18 protein-coding genes are annotated in these 15,287 nt (G+C 68.4%); 6 read left to right on the forward strand and 12 right to left on the reverse strand.

Annotated features, from left to right (window positions below):
- Entirely contained in the window at positions 1–987 is a 987-nt protein-coding gene (locus OG555_RS12255; RefSeq protein WP_329482958.1) for an Abi family protein, read from the forward strand.
- 188 nt (positions 988–1,175) lie between these two features.
- A complete protein-coding gene (locus OG555_RS12260) occupies positions 1,176–1,778 on the forward strand; it encodes an MBL fold metallo-hydrolase (protein ID WP_329484806.1) in 603 nt (200 codons plus the stop codon).
- Positions 1,779–1,781: 3 nt separating this feature from the next.
- Here the strand turns inward: OG555_RS12260 and OG555_RS12265 are convergent, their stop codons facing one another.
- The gene (locus OG555_RS12265; RefSeq protein WP_329482959.1) at positions 1,782–2,693 is read right to left on the reverse strand and encodes an SDR family oxidoreductase; all 912 of its coding nucleotides are present in this window, start codon (positions 2,691–2,693) and stop codon (positions 1,782–1,784) included.
- 48 nt (positions 2,694–2,741) lie between these two features.
- On the opposite strand from OG555_RS12265, the gene OG555_RS12270 reads away from it, so the two are divergent.
- On the forward strand, positions 2,742–3,434 hold the full coding sequence (locus tag OG555_RS12270; RefSeq protein ID WP_329482961.1) for a TetR/AcrR family transcriptional regulator: 693 nt from the start codon (positions 2,742–2,744) through the stop codon (positions 3,432–3,434).
- On the opposite strand, the gene OG555_RS12275 is transcribed toward OG555_RS12270, so the two are convergent.
- The 3 genes from OG555_RS12275 to OG555_RS12285 form a co-directional block, all read right to left on the reverse strand.
- Positions 3,356–4,285, reverse strand: coding sequence for a DMT family transporter (locus tag OG555_RS12275; RefSeq protein ID WP_329482962.1), 930 nt, complete (start codon positions 4,283–4,285; stop codon positions 3,356–3,358). The genes OG555_RS12270 and OG555_RS12275 overlap by 79 nt on opposite strands.
- Before the next feature lie 10 nt (positions 4,286–4,295).
- On the reverse strand, positions 4,296–5,447 hold the full coding sequence (locus OG555_RS12280) for an MFS transporter (protein WP_329482963.1): 1,152 nt from the start codon (positions 5,445–5,447) through the stop codon (positions 4,296–4,298).
- Positions 5,448–5,594: 147 nt separating this feature from the next.
- Positions 5,595–6,164 (reverse strand): DUF4865 family protein, encoded by a 570-nt coding sequence (locus OG555_RS12285; RefSeq protein WP_329484807.1) that lies wholly within the window; start codon positions 6,162–6,164, stop codon positions 5,595–5,597.
- A gap of 100 nt (positions 6,165–6,264) precedes the next feature.
- Between OG555_RS12285 and OG555_RS12290 the strand changes: the two genes are divergently transcribed.
- The gene (locus OG555_RS12290; protein WP_329482964.1) at positions 6,265–7,140 is read left to right on the forward strand and encodes a hypothetical protein; all 876 of its coding nucleotides are present in this window, start codon (positions 6,265–6,267) and stop codon (positions 7,138–7,140) included.
- Here OG555_RS12290 and OG555_RS12295 read toward each other — a convergent pair.
- The 4 genes from OG555_RS12295 to OG555_RS12310 are packed head-to-tail and all read right to left on the reverse strand — an operon-like array spanning position 7,127 to position 9,680.
- Complete coding sequence (locus OG555_RS12295; protein ID WP_329482965.1) at positions 7,127–7,525, reverse strand: GNAT family N-acetyltransferase; 399 nt, start codon at positions 7,523–7,525, stop codon at positions 7,127–7,129. The genes OG555_RS12290 and OG555_RS12295 overlap by 14 nt on opposite strands.
- The gene (locus OG555_RS12300) at positions 7,522–8,295 is read right to left on the reverse strand and encodes a phosphotransferase family protein (RefSeq protein WP_329482966.1); all 774 of its coding nucleotides are present in this window, start codon (positions 8,293–8,295) and stop codon (positions 7,522–7,524) included. Before OG555_RS12300 ends, OG555_RS12295 begins: the two co-directional genes overlap by 4 nt.
- Positions 8,296–8,336: 41 nt before the next feature.
- Positions 8,337–9,326 carry a pyridoxal-phosphate dependent enzyme gene (locus tag OG555_RS12305; protein WP_329482967.1) on the reverse strand — a complete coding sequence of 330 codons (990 nt, stop codon included), beginning with the start codon at positions 9,324–9,326 and terminating at the stop codon, positions 8,337–8,339.
- The gene (locus tag OG555_RS12310; RefSeq protein WP_329482968.1) at positions 9,327–9,680 is read right to left on the reverse strand and encodes a helix-turn-helix domain-containing protein; all 354 of its coding nucleotides are present in this window, start codon (positions 9,678–9,680) and stop codon (positions 9,327–9,329) included. It abuts the gene before it with no gap.
- Between the two features lie 126 nt (positions 9,681–9,806).
- Here OG555_RS12310 and OG555_RS12315 point away from each other — a divergent pair, with 126 nt between their 5' ends.
- Positions 9,807–10,379 carry a ClpP family protease gene (locus tag OG555_RS12315; RefSeq protein ID WP_329482969.1) on the forward strand — a complete coding sequence of 191 codons (573 nt, stop codon included), beginning with the start codon at positions 9,807–9,809 and terminating at the stop codon, positions 10,377–10,379.
- Positions 10,380–10,454: 75 nt separating this feature from the next.
- Here the strand turns inward: OG555_RS12315 and OG555_RS12320 are convergent, their stop codons facing one another.
- Entirely contained in the window at positions 10,455–11,609 is a 1,155-nt protein-coding gene (locus OG555_RS12320; RefSeq protein ID WP_329482970.1) for a trans-sulfuration enzyme family protein, read from the reverse strand.
- Positions 11,610–11,747: 138 nt separating this feature from the next.
- Here OG555_RS12320 and OG555_RS12325 point away from each other — a divergent pair, with 138 nt between their 5' ends.
- Positions 11,748–12,257, forward strand: a complete 510-nt coding sequence (locus OG555_RS12325; protein ID WP_329482971.1) for an Lrp/AsnC family transcriptional regulator — start codon at positions 11,748–11,750, stop codon at positions 12,255–12,257.
- On the opposite strand, the gene OG555_RS12330 is transcribed toward OG555_RS12325, so the two are convergent.
- The 3 genes from OG555_RS12330 to OG555_RS12340 form a co-directional block, all read right to left on the reverse strand.
- Positions 12,254–13,258 carry an LLM class flavin-dependent oxidoreductase gene (locus OG555_RS12330; protein ID WP_329482972.1) on the reverse strand — a complete coding sequence of 335 codons (1,005 nt, stop codon included), beginning with the start codon at positions 13,256–13,258 and terminating at the stop codon, positions 12,254–12,256. The genes OG555_RS12325 and OG555_RS12330 overlap by 4 nt on opposite strands.
- A gap of 148 nt (positions 13,259–13,406) precedes the next feature.
- Positions 13,407–13,934: an NADPH-dependent FMN reductase gene (locus OG555_RS12335; RefSeq protein WP_329482973.1), complete on the reverse strand. Its 528-nt coding sequence runs from the start codon at positions 13,932–13,934 to the stop codon at positions 13,407–13,409.
- A gap of 86 nt (positions 13,935–14,020) precedes the next feature.
- Positions 14,021–15,226: a M4 family metallopeptidase gene (locus OG555_RS12340; RefSeq protein WP_329482974.1), complete on the reverse strand. Its 1,206-nt coding sequence runs from the start codon at positions 15,224–15,226 to the stop codon at positions 14,021–14,023.
- Positions 15,227–15,287 lie beyond the last annotated feature (61 nt).

Below are 15,287 nucleotides of genomic sequence, written 5' to 3' on the forward strand. Positions count from 1 at the left end.
GTGACTACCTACACCAAGCCTCATCTCGCCTTCGCCGACCAAGTCGGGCTACTGAAGAGCAGGGGACTGATCATCGACGACGAAGCCGAAGCGGAGCACCTGCTGAGCGTCGTCGGGTACTACCGCCTCAGTGGCTACTGGTACTCCTACCGCCGCCGACTGGACGGCGCGAACCGTGCCGACGAGTTCGTCGAAGGCACCACCTTCCGGCAGATCGTGCAGTTGTACGACGCTGATCGCCGGCTGAAACTGCACGTCCTCGACGCTCTCGAGCGCATTGAGATCGGGGTTCGGGTCATGATCGGTTTCACGCTCGGACGGCGCGGCGCCTACGCACATCTCGACGGACGAAACCTCGACGGCCGCTTCACCCAGTCGGGCGGCGGACGGCCAAGCACCTATGACCGATGGCTGCACAAGGTGCTGACGGCACAACGCAGGTCGTCGGAGGATTTCGTACTGCACTTCCAGCACAAGTACGACGGCCGGCTCCCAGTGTGGGTGATGACCGAGATTCTGGATTTCGGCTCGATGAGCTACCTGTTCCAGGGGCTGAAAGCACAGGACCGCAACGAGATCGCTGCCAGGCTCGGGATCCTGGACCGGCACGATGACGGCAACGGCGGCGCCTTGGCCAACTGGTTGCGAGTCCTCAACTACATCCGCAACGTCTGCGCCCACCATTCTCGCCTGTGGAACAGGAATCTCGCCGATCAGATCGCGCCGCGCCATCTGCGCTCGATCCCCGACCTATGGCATCTGACCGATCGTCACGTGTCGCACTTCCGGATCTATTCGACGCTGTGCATCGTCGCATTCCTGCTGGCCCGAATCGGACAAGGTCCGCGGTGGGTTGCGAGGGTCGGACAGCTGATCAACCACGAGATCCCTGCCTGCGGACGTCGGATTCAAGAGCTTGGCTTCCCCAGCGGCTGGTTGGCCGAGCAGCCGTGGGTCGGGTTGAGAGGAGGTTCCGGGTGGACGTGACGGTGCTGTGTGATGCGGTGGCGGTGTTTCCGGAAGACGTCGAGGAGGCGTTGCCGGAGTGGGGTGCGGAGCATGCTGAGTGGACCGCTGGAGTAGTGCCGGGGAACGTTTGTGAGGCGGGGTGGTTGCTGCATTTTCACAGCTTCTTGGTGACTGGGGATGCGGGGGTTGTGTTGGTGGATGCGGGAGTGGGGCCGGCGGGTGGGGAGGCGGCTGAGTGGTTGGGGGTGGTGGGGCGGTTGCCTGGGTTGCTGGAGGTGGCTGGGGTTCGGGCTGATGAGGTTGACGCGGTGGTGTTGACGCATGTGCATCTCGATCATGTCGGGTGGAGTGCGGATGGGTCGGTGCCGCGGTTTCGGAATGCGGAGTATGTGGTGCAGCGGGATGAGGTCGAGCACGTCCGGGGCGGGGCGACGTACGAGCGGATGATTCGGCCGATCGTGGACGCGGGGCAGTTGCGGGTGGTGGATGGGGAGATCGCGCTGCATGGGATGCGGTTGGTGCCGACGCCGGGGCATACGCCTGGGCATCAGTCGGTGGTGACCTCGCGGGCGGTGCTTGGTGGCGATGTGCTGGTGCATCCGGCGCAGGCTCGGTGGCCGGAGCTCACCTATGTGCACGAGCGGGATCCGGCAGTGGCCGTGACGTCGCGACGGGAGGTGCTCGCGATGGCGGCCGCTCTCGGGATCCCGCTCGCCACATCGCATCCGCACGCGGCACTGTCGGGTGATGCTCGGCCGGTCGCCTCGGCGGGCGCCGGCGATGTGGTGTGCCCGCCGTACAAGCTGTAGGCGTCAGCGGTAGCCGGTGGTGTCTGCGGGTTTTCCGGGGTCCTGCACCTCGACGATGTAGCGCCAGGCGTCCGGGCGGCTGCCGTCGAGGTCGGTGAAACCGTAGAGCTGGGCGAGTTCACCGCTGGACGTGGACTTGCCGTTCCACCGGCGTACATCGGGATCCGCGGCGAGGGCCGCCACCGCGCGGCCGACGTACGACGGGCTCTCGGAGATCGCGAAGTGTGGGATCCGCTCGGTCGCGTCGCGCCAGTTCGCCTCGGTCACGCCGAACCCGTGGAGCATCGCCTCGGACCGCAGCCAGCCAGGTGTGAGCAGTACGGCGGTCGCGTCGTACTGGTCGAGTTCGCGGGCGAGCGCGAACGCCATCCGGCTGACGGCGCCCTTCGCAACGTCGTAGAAGAACGACACCCGGTAGTGGTCGGCGTTGTAGTCGTTCGTCCCATCGGTCATCTCGATGACGAGGCCGCCGGGTGACTTGATCAGCAGCGGCAGCGCGTAGTGACTGGTGATCGCATGCGTATGAATGCCCAACTGCAGCAACCGCAGACCACCCTCGAGGTCGCTCTCCCACACGGTCTTGTCCCACTCGGGCTCGCCGTGCTGACCCCAGATGTCGTTCACCAGGATGTGCAGCGAGCCCTGCTCGCGCTCGATCCGATCGATCAGGTCGCGGACCTGCTGCGGGTCCAGATGATCCACCGGTACGGCGATGCCGCGGCCGCCGGCGGCGTCGACGAGCTCCGTGGTGTCCTCGATCGTCTCCGGCCGGTCCATCTCGGACCGAGCGGCCCGGGTGCTGCGGCCGGTCACGTACACGGTCGCACCGGCGGCGCCGAGCTCGACCGCGATCCCCCGCCCGGCCGCCCGGGTCGCCCCGGCCACCAGCGCCACCTTCCCCGCCAACGGCTTCATGCCCACACTCCTTTTCCATACGCTGTATGGTTATGTACCATACGACGTATGGTTAAGGCTGGCAACCGCTCCGGGCGACCCCGGGCCGGGGAGGAGCGGTTGAGCCGGGAGGCGATCCTGACCGCAGCACTGCGGATCGTCGACGACGAAGGGATCGACGCGCTGACCATGCGCCGCCTCGCCGCGATCCTCGAGGTCAACCCGATGTCGCTCTACCACCACCTGCCGAACAAGGCCGCCGTTCTGGCAGGGCTGGCCGAGCTGGTCTTCGCTGGCCTCGAGTACCCGGACCCGGGCGATGCCGTGCCGTGGGACGAGCAGTTGAAGGACGCGGCGCGGGCCTATCGCAACGCGCTCCGGGCGCACCCGAACCTCGCACTGCAGGTGCTGTCGGACACCTCGGCGGTGTCGGACGTCGTGGTGGTCACGATGGAGCCGTTCTACCGCGCGCTCGACCGGGCCGGCCTGTCACCGCGACAAATCTTCGAGTCGGCGAACACGCTCATCGACTTCATCCACGGATTCAGCCTGGGCGAGGCGTCGGTCCGCGCCGACACCTTCGAGTTGGCTCCCGATCTGCTCACCCGCGTCGAGGGGCTGCCCGCGGGCAAGGCGCCGATCCTCACCCGCATCGTCCAGGAGCTCGGCCCCGAAGGTCTTGCCTACGACTTCGACAGCGGCTTCGAATCCGGACTGTCCACCGTGACCGCCGGTATCGGGGCCACGGTCCGCCGCCGGTAGCGCGAGATCGCGACGCCGATCAGGCAGAGCAGCCCACCGAGGTAGGCCAGCGGCGCCGGACTCTCGTCGAGCAGGAGCCACCCGAGGAAGATCGTCAACGGCGGCACCAGGTACGTCGTCGCGCCCATCCGACCGGCCGTCGTCCGTGCCAACGCGTAGGCCCACGTGGTGAACGCGATCGCGGTGGGGAACGCACCGAGGAAGACCACCCACCAGATGGTCGACGGCCGCGCGTCGGCGGTCTCCCGGACCAGCGTCGGCGCGAATGGCAAGCACGCGATCGCGCCGATCAGGCATGACAGCCAGGTCACCTCGAGCGCAGGCAGCCGAGCAAGCAGTGGCTTCTGCGACACGACCCCGATGGCGTAGGCGGCCGCGGCCACCAGGCAGAGCAGGACACCCCAGGTCTCGGCGCTCCCCGAGGAGGACGACAGCCCGATCAGGACGACACCACCGAACGCCGCGACGCTGCCGAACACCAACTGACGCGGGAAGCTCTCGTGAAGCAGTACGCCGGCCAGCAGTGCGATCAGCAGCGGGCCGATGTTCACGAGCATCGCCGTCGTCCCGGCGTCGAGCCGGTGCTCGGCCTCGTTCAGCGCGAGGTTGTAGACACCGAACCAGAGCAGGCCGCAGATCAGCAGGAACTTCCAGTCCGCCTTCGCCGGCCAGTGACGCGGCCGGGTGAACACGAAGATGCCGAGCAGCACACTCCCGACCAGCAGCCTGCCCAGGGACAGGGCGCCGGCCGAGAACTCCTGACCGACATGGCGGATCGCGACGAACGCCGATGCCCACAACACCACCGTTACCGCGGCCGCGCCGCCGGCCAGCAGCCCTTGTTTCCTCATGCTGGTGACACTAGATCTCCTTCACTTCGGTGGACACCGAATTGTCAGGCGCCGCACCGCCTGGCGGCGGCAGCGCGAACGGTACGACGAGCGCCGTCAGCACGACCGGGATCGTCAGCGCAGCAACCAGGATCGACATCGGGAACCAGATCGAACCCACTGCGAACCCCGCGTACACCGCGACTGCGAAGACCTCGGCGAACAAGCCCGAGACCGACGTCACGGTGGCACGGGCCGGACCGGTGATCGCGTCCTGCAGCCGGGACTCCGACACCACGATCACCAGCTGCATGAGGCCGTAACCAACCGCGATGGGCAGGAACCCCCAGGCCGACCGGCTCAGCGACCCGGCCGCGATCAGCACCGCCGTCGCCGCCAACCCCACCGCGAAGGTTGCCGCTGGCAACTTGTACGCCGGTCCCGCGAGCGCACCCCCGATCGCCTGTGCTGCCACGGTTCCGGCGATCAGCAGCGGGATCGCGCTGGTCGTGGCACCGGCCTCCCGGGCGAGCAACGGGAAGTACTCGTCGAACGCCAGGAAGCCCCCGAGCAGCGCAACCAAGGCAACAGCTCGTCTGACCAGCCGGCTGGTCAGCACCTCCGTCACGCCGGAGTGCAGCATGTGGAGGTAGTTGGTGAACGCCGCCCTCGACCCCGGCTCATCCGAATCTCTGGCGGTCTCCACCGGCTGGGCTTCGGGAAGCGACAACGCCACCGCCGCCTGCACCAGGCAGCTGAGCACGCTGACGACGCCGGCGAGTGTGTAGCCGCCGAGGTTGAACAACGGGGTGGCCAACGCAGTAGCCGCGAGGTTCATCACGAACGACGCGGACCTGGCCCGGCCGAGGAGGCTCGCGTAGCGGTCGGTGCGGTCGCGCGCCGCGAGTTCGTCGTACACGAAGGCTTCGAAGGTGCCGGAGATCAGCGCCGACGACGTGCCCCACAGGACGAAGCCGAGCGCGAAACCGGTGAACGACGGCAGCGTGATCCACGCGGCATACCCAAGCCCGCTGAGCAGTGCGCCGAGGACCAGCAGCGTGCGCCGGGAGTACGTGTCCGCCCAAGCGCCCGACGGCACCTCGAGGACGAACGCGGTCGTCGACCAAATGACGAACAGCGTCGAGATCTGGGCCGCCGACAATCCGTGATCGGCGAACAGCAACTGGTACAGCGGATACAGCGGGATGAAGTCGTGCAGCGCCTCGTAGGCGACGATGCGTGTGGACAGACCGCGCGGCAGGCGGTCAGGGCGGTCAGGGCGTCAAAGGTGCGGGCTCGGGTATCTCATGTCCAAGAAGATACGGCGATTTCAGCGCCCCAGCAGTTCTTTTGTGCCGGGTGTGGATAAGTGCAGCACCTGATACCGCGTCCCCGGCACCGCACCGGGCTCGGGTCCGCTCCACAAGGTGAAGTGGACGAGCTCCCAGCGAGACGTATCCACGGCCAACGCGGCGGTGTGGACCCCGTCCAGCGAAGCGGTGCGCTGCAGCGTCTCCACCGCCGCCGCGATCGGCTCGGCCGGGTCCACGTCGGGCTCCAGCAGTTGCGTGTGCTTGGTCGCGCTCAGCGCCGGCTGATCCAGATCCGGACCCGCGAGCACGTCAACCCCGGCCCAGTGCCGAACCGGAGGCCGCCCGAAGGACGTACAGATCCCGCTGAAGAATCCGCCGCCCCACAGGAACTTGGCCATCCCGGCCTGGTCGTTCCACAGGTAGAAGGGCGCGTACTGGTTGACCATCGCGCCGTTCGCCCGGTCCTGGATCAGGTACGCCTTGAGTCCCATGCCCTCGAAGTCGTCCAGCCTGGGCGCGTTCGTCTCCACCCGGCGCCGGATGATCCCCATGTCGTAGTCGGTCGGCAAGGTGATCTCGTACTGCATCGCGTCCACGGCACACCCTCTCGGTCGAGTCCCGAACATACTAGTAGGTACAGGCGTAATTGACGAGCGCCGACAGTGGGGAGTCCGTCACAGTAGGGCGATGAGCGATGCCATCGAGCGGTTCTGGGCGAAGCTGCCGGCAGGTAGCCGGGACGCCCTCGTCAACGGGTTGAGTGCGTCCGAACTGCAGTCGGTGCTGCTGGACGTGAGCCGCGAACGCGCCGCCAAGGTGACGCCGGCCAGGTTGCTGCAGCGGTGGCAGCAGGACCGTTTCGTGCGACCGTCGCCCGCCGACCCGCGGCAGTTGGTGAAGACCCGGCAGCGGCTGTGGGAACGGCTGCCGGCGCGGTTCGAAGGTGTCGAGCTGTCCCCGGTGACACCGCTCGGGACGTGTTCGGCGGTCGCGACCATCAACCAGAACCAGGTGGTGGGCACGATCCGCGGCACCGAGGTCGCCAGCGACCCGACCAACGAGCTCGCGATCGAGGCCGCCGTACGGCGTCGTGCCGGGCAGGATCGGGTCGACCTGGCCGCGTGCCAGCGGGTCGTTCGCGCACAACCGTTCGACGGGCCGGGGATGACCGCGCACTTCGAGCTGTTCGGTTTGGTGTCGAGCGCGCGAGACAGCGGCTCGGGACGGACCGAGGCCGCGCTGCTGATCGATCACCTGAACTTCTGGCATGACGTCCTGGGAGACACCGCCGAGCTCACCTTCACGATGTTCACGCCGTCGGCGGTCCGCGAGCGGATCGACGACACGGTCCGCCCCGCGCTGAAGATCGCCTTCACCGAGGACACGGCACGCACCAAGAGCGCCAACTACTACTTCGGTACGGCGCTCGGCATCGACCGTGACGGGGAGGGCCTGGGTGACGGCGGGTTCACCCGGTGGACCGCTGACCTGCTGGGCGACCAGAAGGAGCGCTGCCTGACCTCCTGCATCTCGACCGAGCGCCTGACAGCTATCGGAGTTTGAGCAGCCCGGCATCCGTCGGACGGAAGCCGCACGCGTCCACGTAGAAGCCGGTCAGATGCGGCTCGTAGTCGACGTGCAGCCACTCACATCCGGCAGCCTTCGCCTCCTCCGCCGCGGTCAGGACGAGCTGCTTGCCGATGCCCTGCCGGCCGTAGTCAGGATGAACGGCGGTGTCCAGCACGAACGCGTGGGCACCGCCGTCCCAGCACACCTGCACGAACCCGACCAGCTGATCGTTGCTAAAGGCCCCCACCCACGTCAGCGCCCACCGCTCCAACCGCTCCGCCCACTGCTGCACCTCGAGAACACTCTCGAACGCCAGCGCGTGAAGTGTGGACAGGTCGCGGTCGTCAACCGGGAACCGCACCTCGCAGTGCACAGTCACAGGCGTCCTGCTGCCAGCAAGGCCGAGGCCGCTTCCAGGCGGGCGTTCCAAGCCGCAGCGACCTCGGAGCCGTCCGGATAGTCCGCCATGGTGAGGTAGCCCTGCACCATCGTCGACGGCATGACCTCGACGAGTCCCTGGCTCGTGCCGTACGCGTCCACGGCCTCGCTCCACCGCTCCGGCTGCACAGACGACACCAGCCACCAGGCGAGATCCAGTACGCCTGGTGCCGCCGAGACGTCTTCCCAATCCAGGAACGCGACCTCACCGCCCGGACCGGTCCGCAGGTTCTGGGCCGAGGCGTCGCCGTGAGCCATGGTCAGGTCACCGGCTCGCGCAATATCGCGCTCAGCGTCCACGACGTGCCCGACGAGCCGTTCCCCCACCTCGCGCACCGGTGCCGACACATCCGACCGCGCGGCTAGTTCCGGCCAGGTCCGATCGAACAGGTCGGCCACCAGGTCCTCACCGGCTCCGAGCGGCCGCAGCCAGGGCCACTGCAGGTGAGCGCGGCCGACCCATCGATCATGCAGGTCTCGCATCGCCGCGGCGCCCACCGCCGGCTCTGCGCCGGGCGTCCAGGCGGACAGATCCTCCAGCACCAGCCGGGTCCCGTCCGCGTTCTCCTCGGCCTGGTAGCAGGCCGGCACGCGGACGCCGACGACCGGCGCAATCTCCCGGTAGAACCGCACCTCGGACTCGAACATCTTCAGCACCGCCGGTATCGACCCTGCTGCCGCCGGATCACGGCGTTTCACGTGGTTCGGCATCCGGTCAGGCTAGGCGCGATCGCTCTGCGACCGGACCTGATTTATGGGAGGGCCGCTTCCGTGCTGATCAGGATGACTGTGCTGCCGGGATTCAGGTCCAGGCGGTCCCGGGCGGCTCGGAGTCCGGCCAGGGTGGCGGCTCCGCTGGGACCTGAGGAGATTCCGGCGGCTCCGAGGTCGGCGGTGGCTTCGAGCGCCGCCTCGTCGTCGACTGTGACCGAGTAGTCGAGTCCTGAGCGCAGTACGGGCCAGGCGAGGGTGGACGGCGTACCGCAGTTCAGGCCGGCCATGGCGGTCTTGCCGGTCGGCACTGTGACCAACTCGCCGGCCAGGAGGCTGGTGGTGACGCAGGAGGCGCTGGCGGGCTCCACACCGAGGAGCGCTGGGGTGATCGACCCGCTGCGGTAGTGCGTGACGGCCGCCTGCGCTATAGATCCCACACCCATCGGTACGACGACCAGATCGGGCCGTACGTCGATCTCCCGGAACAGAGTCGAGTAGCCGTCGACGATGTGCTGCGGCACCACCTCATAGCCAGGCCACGCCGAGTCCTGGATCAGCAGGCGGGTATCTGTCGCGTACGACGCTGCCTCGGCGACCGCGGCGTCGTACGAGTCGGGTACGACGGTCACCGTGGCACCCTCGGCGCGGATGGCGTCGATCGCTGTCTCACTCACCACGTCCGGGACGAACACGTGCGACGACAGACCGAGCATGGCGGCTCGGCGCGCGACGGCACGGCCATGGTTGCCGTCAGTCGCGGTGACGAGCTCCACCGGGCCAGAGCGGTCCTGGAGCGTGCGGTGGATCGCCCACCATGCGCCGAGCGCCTTGAACGCGGGCAGGCCGAGCCGCTGCGACTCGTCCTTCACCAGGACTTCGCCGACACCCAGCTCAGCCGCCAGCGACGGGACAGGCGTCAGCGGAGTCGGGCGATAGCCGGAGAGGCTCTGGTGGAACGCCAGTACCTCGGCCGGTGCGGGCGCCGTACGCCAGGACCTCGCGGACGGGTTGCTGTACCAGCGCGCCAACTAAGCGACCAGGGCGAACGCCTGGGCAGTGCCGGAGTACGCGTGCGGGGACGATGCGATGCGCTGGGGCGCCTGCTGGACCCGGATCGCCGCCGTCTGGAGGCGGACCGGCAGCGTGGAGCGGACCGCGGTGGCGAGGTCGAACTGCACCTCGGCCAGCAGGTCGGTCAGCTCGAGCTCCAGGGCGCGGCAGATCGCGGCGAGGATCTCCGAGGACGGCTCCTTGCGGCCGCGCTCGATCTCGGACAGGTAGGGAACCGATACCTGAGCCAGCTCGGCGAGCTCGCGCAGGGTGATCCCCCGCTCGCGCCGCAACCGGCGGAAGACGTTCCCGATCACCTGGCGTAGCAACACGTCTGGCCCTCCTCGCCTCCTGATGTCCTGTAACGAGTGTGCCATCCCGGCGGGGTCTGCGGCGGGCAGATCTGCCACGGGCAGATTCCTGACCGTTTCCGGACGCTCACCCACACGCTGGAGACCATGAGCGAGCTACCGAACAACCTGGACCGTCACATCTACGAGCGCCTGCTCTGGCAGCGCATCCTCGTCCTCGGCGACGAGATCAAGGACGAGAACGCCAACGCGCTGTGCGCGCAGCTGATCCTGCTGAACGCCGAGGACCCGAAGGCGGACATCTCGCTCTACATCAACTCCCCCGGCGGCTCGGTGTCGGCCGGGCTGGCGATCTACGACACGATGAGCTTCATCAGCAACGACGTGGCGACGTACGCGATGGGGATGGTCGCGTCGATGGGGCAGGTGCTGCTGACCTGCGGTACGCCGGGGAAGCGGTACGCACTGCCGCACGCGCGGATCATGATGCACCAGCCGACGGGCGGGATGGGCGGTACGGCGAGCGACATCAAGGTGCAGGCCGAACAGGCGATCAAGGCGCGTGAGGACCTCGCCCAGCTGATCGCCGACCGCACCGGCCAGCCCCTCGACACCATCACCACGGACTTCGACCGGGACCGCTGGTTCACCCCGGACGCAGCCCGCGACTACGGCATCATCGACCGAGTCCTCACCCGCCCCGTAGCCGTCGCCACCTAACGTTTCCCCCCACCTTGGGCACCGGCCAACCAGATTTCGGCGCCGAAAATGGTTGGCCCGTGCCCAAGGTGGTCTTCAGAGCTGGGTGAGGGCTTGGGATAGGTCGGTGGTGAGGTCTTCGGGGTCTTCGAGGCCGAGGCTTAGGCGGAGGAGGCCTTCGCTGGGCTTGGCCTCGGGGGTGACCAGGCGGTGGGTCAGGGCGGCGGGGTGCTGGATCAGGGTGTCTACGCCGCCCAATGACACGGCGTGGGTGATCAGCTTCAGGGCGCCGGCTACATGAGCGGCCGCCTCGTAGCCGCCGGTCAGCGTGAAGGCGAGGATGGCGCCGGGGCCTGACTGTTGCCGGCCGATCAGGGCCTGGGAATCGGTCAGCCCGGGGTAGTACACCTGCTCGATGGCGGCCTGGGCGGAGAGCCAGTCGGCGACCTTGATGGCGGTCGCCTGCTGCGCCCGTACTCGCACTGGCAGCGTCTGCAGTCCCCTGTGCAGTTCGTACGCCGCCAACGGGTGCAGCAGGCCACCAGTCACTGCGCGGATCTGCCGGAGCCGGCCGACCCACTCCACGCCGGCCGCGACCACGCCGCCCATGACGTCGCCGTGCCCGCCGAGGTATTTGGTTGCCGAGTGCAACACCAGGCTCGCCCCGTGCCGAGCCGGCTGCTGGAGGACCGGGGTAGCGAAGGTGTTGTCCACCAGCACCGGTACGTCGCCCGCTGCCGCGACCACGGCCGCGATGTCCACCAACTCCAGCGTCGGGTTGGCCGGCGTCTCCACGATGACGAGCCCGGTGTCCGCCCGAACGGCTGAGGCGACCTCGGTGACTTCAGCCCAGGTGACCGTTGTCCCCAGCAGGCCTGTGGATAACAGGTGGTCGGTCCCGCCGTACAGCGGCCGTACGGCGACCACGTGCGGGCGGCCCGCGGCGACAGCGGCGAGCAGACAGGCGGTGAGCGCGGCCATGCCGGAGCCGAACGCGACGGCGCCGTCGGTGTGCTCGAGCTCCGCAAGAGCGCCCTCGAAGCGGGCGACGGTCGGGTTCCACAAGCGTTGGTAGACGAGGCTGCCGCCGTCCGGGCCGTGGCCTTGCGTGAGTTCGTCGTACGACGTTCCGCCGGTGCCGACGTCGGGGAGCGGGTAGGTCGTGGACAGGTCGATCGGCGGGACGTGGACGCCGAGCGCGGTCAGGTCGTCGCGGCCGGCGTGCACGGACCGGGTGTCGAGCTGGGTCATCGGTGGCCTCCTCCACAGCTGGCGGTCGAGGCTGAGGATGGAATCTTCTGCGGAGAGAGTGCAAGAGTTCCGAAGAAAGTTCATCCACAGGCTCATCCACACGCTGTGGATTCTGTGGACGCGCTCTACAGTGGTGCCATGCCGAAGGATCGTCGGACGCCGGGACCGGCCCCGCGGCCAGTTCCAGGCGCAGGGTCTGGCGGGCTCGACGAGGTGGATCGGGAACTGGTCCGGCTGCTCACCGCCGACGGCCGGATGCCGAACAACGCCCTTGCCGAGGCGACCGGCATCGCACCGTCCACCTGCCTGACCCGGGTGCGTTCCCTGCGCGAGCGCGGGGTGATTCGCGGCTTCCACGCCGACGTGGACCTGGCCGCGCTGGGCCAGCCGCTTCAGGCCCTGATCGCGATCCGCATCGGCGCTCACTCCCGCGACGAGATCAACCGCTTCCGCGGCAAAGTCCCCGGCCTACCCGGGGTGTTGTCCCTCTTCCACGTCAGCGGCGCCAACGACTACCTGCTGCACGTATCAGCCGCCTCACCGGACGCGCTGCGTGAATTCGTCCTGGACCATTTGACCGCCGACCCGGCGGTTGTGCACGCCGAGACCAGCCTGATCTTCGAGCACGTCCGGGGTGCTGGTGGCTAGCGGGGCTTCAGGCCCCACTCCTGGGCCAGGAGCTGGAAGGAGCGGCGGCGTTCGGCCGGGTTGTGGATGTTGGTGGTGATGATCAACTCGTCGGCGCCGGCGGACTTGGCTCGGTGAAGAAGGTCGGCGGCTACCTGGTCGGGGGTGCCTACGGAGACCAGGCCGGACCATTCTTCGACGGCGGCCAGTTCGCCTTCGGACCAGGGGTAGGACTCGGCTTCCTCGGGGGACGGGAGTGGGCCCGGGCGGCCGGAGCGGAGGCGGAGCATGGAGAGGGCGTTGGCGCGGGCCAGTTGCTGGGCGCGCTCCTCGGTGTCGGACACGATCGCAGCCAGGGCGAGGATCGCGTGCGGCGACGTCTGGTGATCCGAGGGCTGGAAGTTCTCGCGGTACGACGCGATGACGCCGGCCGGGTCCAGAGTCCCGAAGTGACCGGCGTACGCGAACCCGGTCCCGAGGGCGGCTGCCGCCTGGCCGCCGTACGTGCTGGAGCCGAGGATCCACACCGGCGGCAGCGGGACGTCGTCCGGTTGGGCGGAGATCGGGGCGAACGGGTGGCCGCTCGGGAAGCCCTCGGCGTACGCGCGGAGTTCGGCGTACTGCTCGGGGAAGTCGTCGGCGCCGAGCGTCTCCCGGCTGCGGCGCAGGGCGAGCGCGGTGCGCTGATCACAGCCGGGCGCGCGGCCGATGCCGAGGTCGATGCGATCGGGGTACAGGCCGGCCAGGACGCGGAACGTCTCGGCGACCTTGAGCGGTGAGTGGTTCGGCAGCATGATGCCGCCGGAGCCGACCCGGATGCTCGAGGTGGCGGCGGCGACGGCCGCGATCATCACCTCGGGGCTCGTGCTGACGACGCTGGGGATGTTGTGGTGCTCCGCCAGCCAGTAGCGGTGGTATCCGGCGGCCTCGGCGGTGCGGGCCAGCTCGAGTGTCTCGTGCAGCGCCTGCGACGGCCGCGATCCCGTCGGCACCGGCGAGAGGTCGAGCACGGACAGGGGCATCGTTTCGGCTGTCACGTTCAATCAGCAACCGCGCCCGGCCCCGGCCTATTCCGGGGCGGACCGCCAGCACTCATCAACTGGCGTCGCAACCACGCGCTGAGCGTGGAGCGAGCGACCAGACCGTGGTTGGTGAGTGCCTGGGATCCGCTCAATCCGGGTACGGCGTCTGGGCGCGAGCGTCTCGCAGTGGGCGGGCCCACCAGGCGAGCTGGTGGAGCAGTGCTGCGGCCGCGCCCGGTGTCGTCGGATCGATCGGCTCGCCGGCCGGCGTGAAGTCGTCCTCGTGGAAGCCGAGGGTGTCGCGAATGGTGATCGCATGAAGCTCGGCGAAAACCAGCCGGAGCTGTTCGGCCGCGCGCAGTCCGCCGGACCGGCCGCCGTACACGACGAAGGCGATCGGCTTGCCGTACCAGGGCCGGCGGACGGCGTCGATCGCGGTCTTCAAGTCGCCCGGATACGCGTGGTTGTACTCGGCTGTGACGATCACCACTGCGTCCGCGTCCTCGATCCGCGCCGGCAATCCCGCGAGCGGAACAGCGCTGAGGTCTATCAGGTCGAGCTTGAACTCGTCACTCCGCTCGCACTCGCGGGCGAACCACCGCGTCACCAGCGTTCCGAACCGCCCTGCGTCCACGTTGCGCGTCAGCAGCGCGAGCCGCAGCGGGTGAACAGTCACGCGAACGACGCTAGTACCTCAACAAGACTTGAGGTCAAACGCTGTCTCATCACCCGTCGAGAGACGCCAGAGCCGGCTCCGCATTGTCAGTCGGTCGACTTCTCGCTGGACGAACCGCCCTTCTCGGAACGGGGCGGCAGCGAGGGTGGGGTGCTGGGCTGCAGTTCGGTCTGGGCAGCAGTCATGAGATCAGGCTGACCGGTCGCATCAGGCTGACCGGTCGCATCAGGCTGGCCGGTGGCGTCGGGTTGACCGGTGGTTGGTTGGTCGGTGGGGAGAACGCCGACGGTTTGCCAGGCGTGGGTGACGGCGGCCAGTTGGGTCGAGTCCTCGCCGTACAGGTTCCGCGCGCTCGCCTGCGTCGCTTCGGCGAACTCGGCGAAGGTGGCGGATTCGGAGAGCGTGCCGGAGGTCAGCGTGGTGTACCAGATCTTGCCGGCGTCGTCGTACGCGTTGCCGCCGATCTCGGCCGCGGTGAGGTAGAACGCGCGGTTCGGGATGCCGGAGTTGAGGTGGACGCCGCCGTTGTCGTCCTCGGTCTCGATGTAGCCCGACATGTGGTCCGGCTGCGGGTCCTTGCCGAGCCGCGGGTCGTCGTACGCCGTGCCCGGTGCCTTCATCGACCGCAGTGCGTCGCCCCGGATGCCGGGCATGAACAGGCCGGCCCCGATCAGCCAGTCGGCCTCTTCGGTGCTCTGGCCGAGCGCGTGCTGCTTGGCGAGTGAGCCGAAGACGTCGGAGATGCTCTCGTTCAGCGCGCCGGATTGGCCTTCGTAGGAGAGGTTCGCGGTGTACTGCGTGACACCGTGGGTGAGCTCGTGGCCGGTGACGTCGATCGAGCCGGTGAAGTTGCCGAAGATCTCCCCGTCCCCGTCGCCGAAGACCATCTGTGCACCGTCCCAGAAGGCGTTCGCGTACCCGCGGTCGTAGTGCACCGTCGACGTCAGCACGAGACCTTCGCCGTCGACCGAGTCGCGGCCGAAGCACTCGTTGAACATCGTCCAGGTCGCGCCGGTCCCGTCGTACGCCTGGTTCACGGCCAGGTCCTCGACGGGATCCTCACCCTCGGCGCGGACCGGGCTGCCGGGCAGGTTCGTGCCGTGCTCCGCGTCGTACACCTCGCGGCGCAGACCACCTTCCGCGGTCGCCCGGCCGAGGCCGGCCGCGGGACGTGTTCGCAGTACGGCGTCGTGCTGCAGCGACTGGCGATACCTGGCGCGGAGGTTGGGGTCGTCCACGGTGCGCTCGAGTTGCTCGAGCAGGTACGGCGGGACGATGTAGTGGGACACCATCCTCAGATCGTGCCCCACCGGGTGGATCCGGGGACAGACCGCAGTACAGAAATCCTCTGAC

The sequence above is a fragment of the Kribbella sp. NBC_01484 genome (assembly GCF_036227145.1).
Lineage (GTDB): Bacteria > Actinomycetota > Actinomycetes > Propionibacteriales > Kribbellaceae > Kribbella.

Excerpts from the sequence above, each read along its gene's own strand:
- OG555_RS12330 (WP_329482972.1), bottom strand. The coding sequence starts at position 13,258 with ATGCCCCTGTCCGTGCTCGACCTCTCGCCGGTGCCGACGGGATCGCGG.
- OG555_RS12265 (WP_329482959.1), bottom strand. The coding sequence starts at position 2,693 with ATGAAGCCGTTGGCGGGGAAGGTGGCGCTGGTGGCCGGGGCGACCCGG.
- OG555_RS12315 (WP_329482969.1), top strand. The coding sequence starts at position 9,807 with ATGAGCGAGCTACCGAACAACCTGGACCGTCACATCTACGAGCGCCTG.
- OG555_RS12320 (WP_329482970.1), bottom strand. The coding sequence starts at position 11,609 with ATGACCCAGCTCGACACCCGGTCCGTGCACGCCGGCCGCGACGACCTG.
- OG555_RS12285 (WP_329484807.1), bottom strand. The coding sequence starts at position 6,164 with ATGCAGTACGAGATCACCTTGCCGACCGACTACGACATGGGGATCATC.
- OG555_RS12340 (WP_329482974.1), bottom strand. The coding sequence starts at position 15,226 with ATGGTGTCCCACTACATCGTCCCGCCGTACCTGCTCGAGCAACTCGAG.
- OG555_RS12290 (WP_329482964.1), top strand. The coding sequence starts at position 6,265 with ATGAGCGATGCCATCGAGCGGTTCTGGGCGAAGCTGCCGGCAGGTAGC.
- OG555_RS12300 (WP_329482966.1), bottom strand. The coding sequence starts at position 8,295 with ATGCCGAACCACGTGAAACGCCGTGATCCGGCGGCAGCAGGGTCGATA.
- OG555_RS12325 (WP_329482971.1), top strand. The coding sequence starts at position 11,748 with ATGCCGAAGGATCGTCGGACGCCGGGACCGGCCCCGCGGCCAGTTCCA.
- OG555_RS12275 (WP_329482962.1), bottom strand. The coding sequence starts at position 4,285 with ATGAGGAAACAAGGGCTGCTGGCCGGCGGCGCGGCCGCGGTAACGGTG.
- OG555_RS12270 (WP_329482961.1), top strand. The coding sequence starts at position 2,742 with ATGGTTAAGGCTGGCAACCGCTCCGGGCGACCCCGGGCCGGGGAGGAG.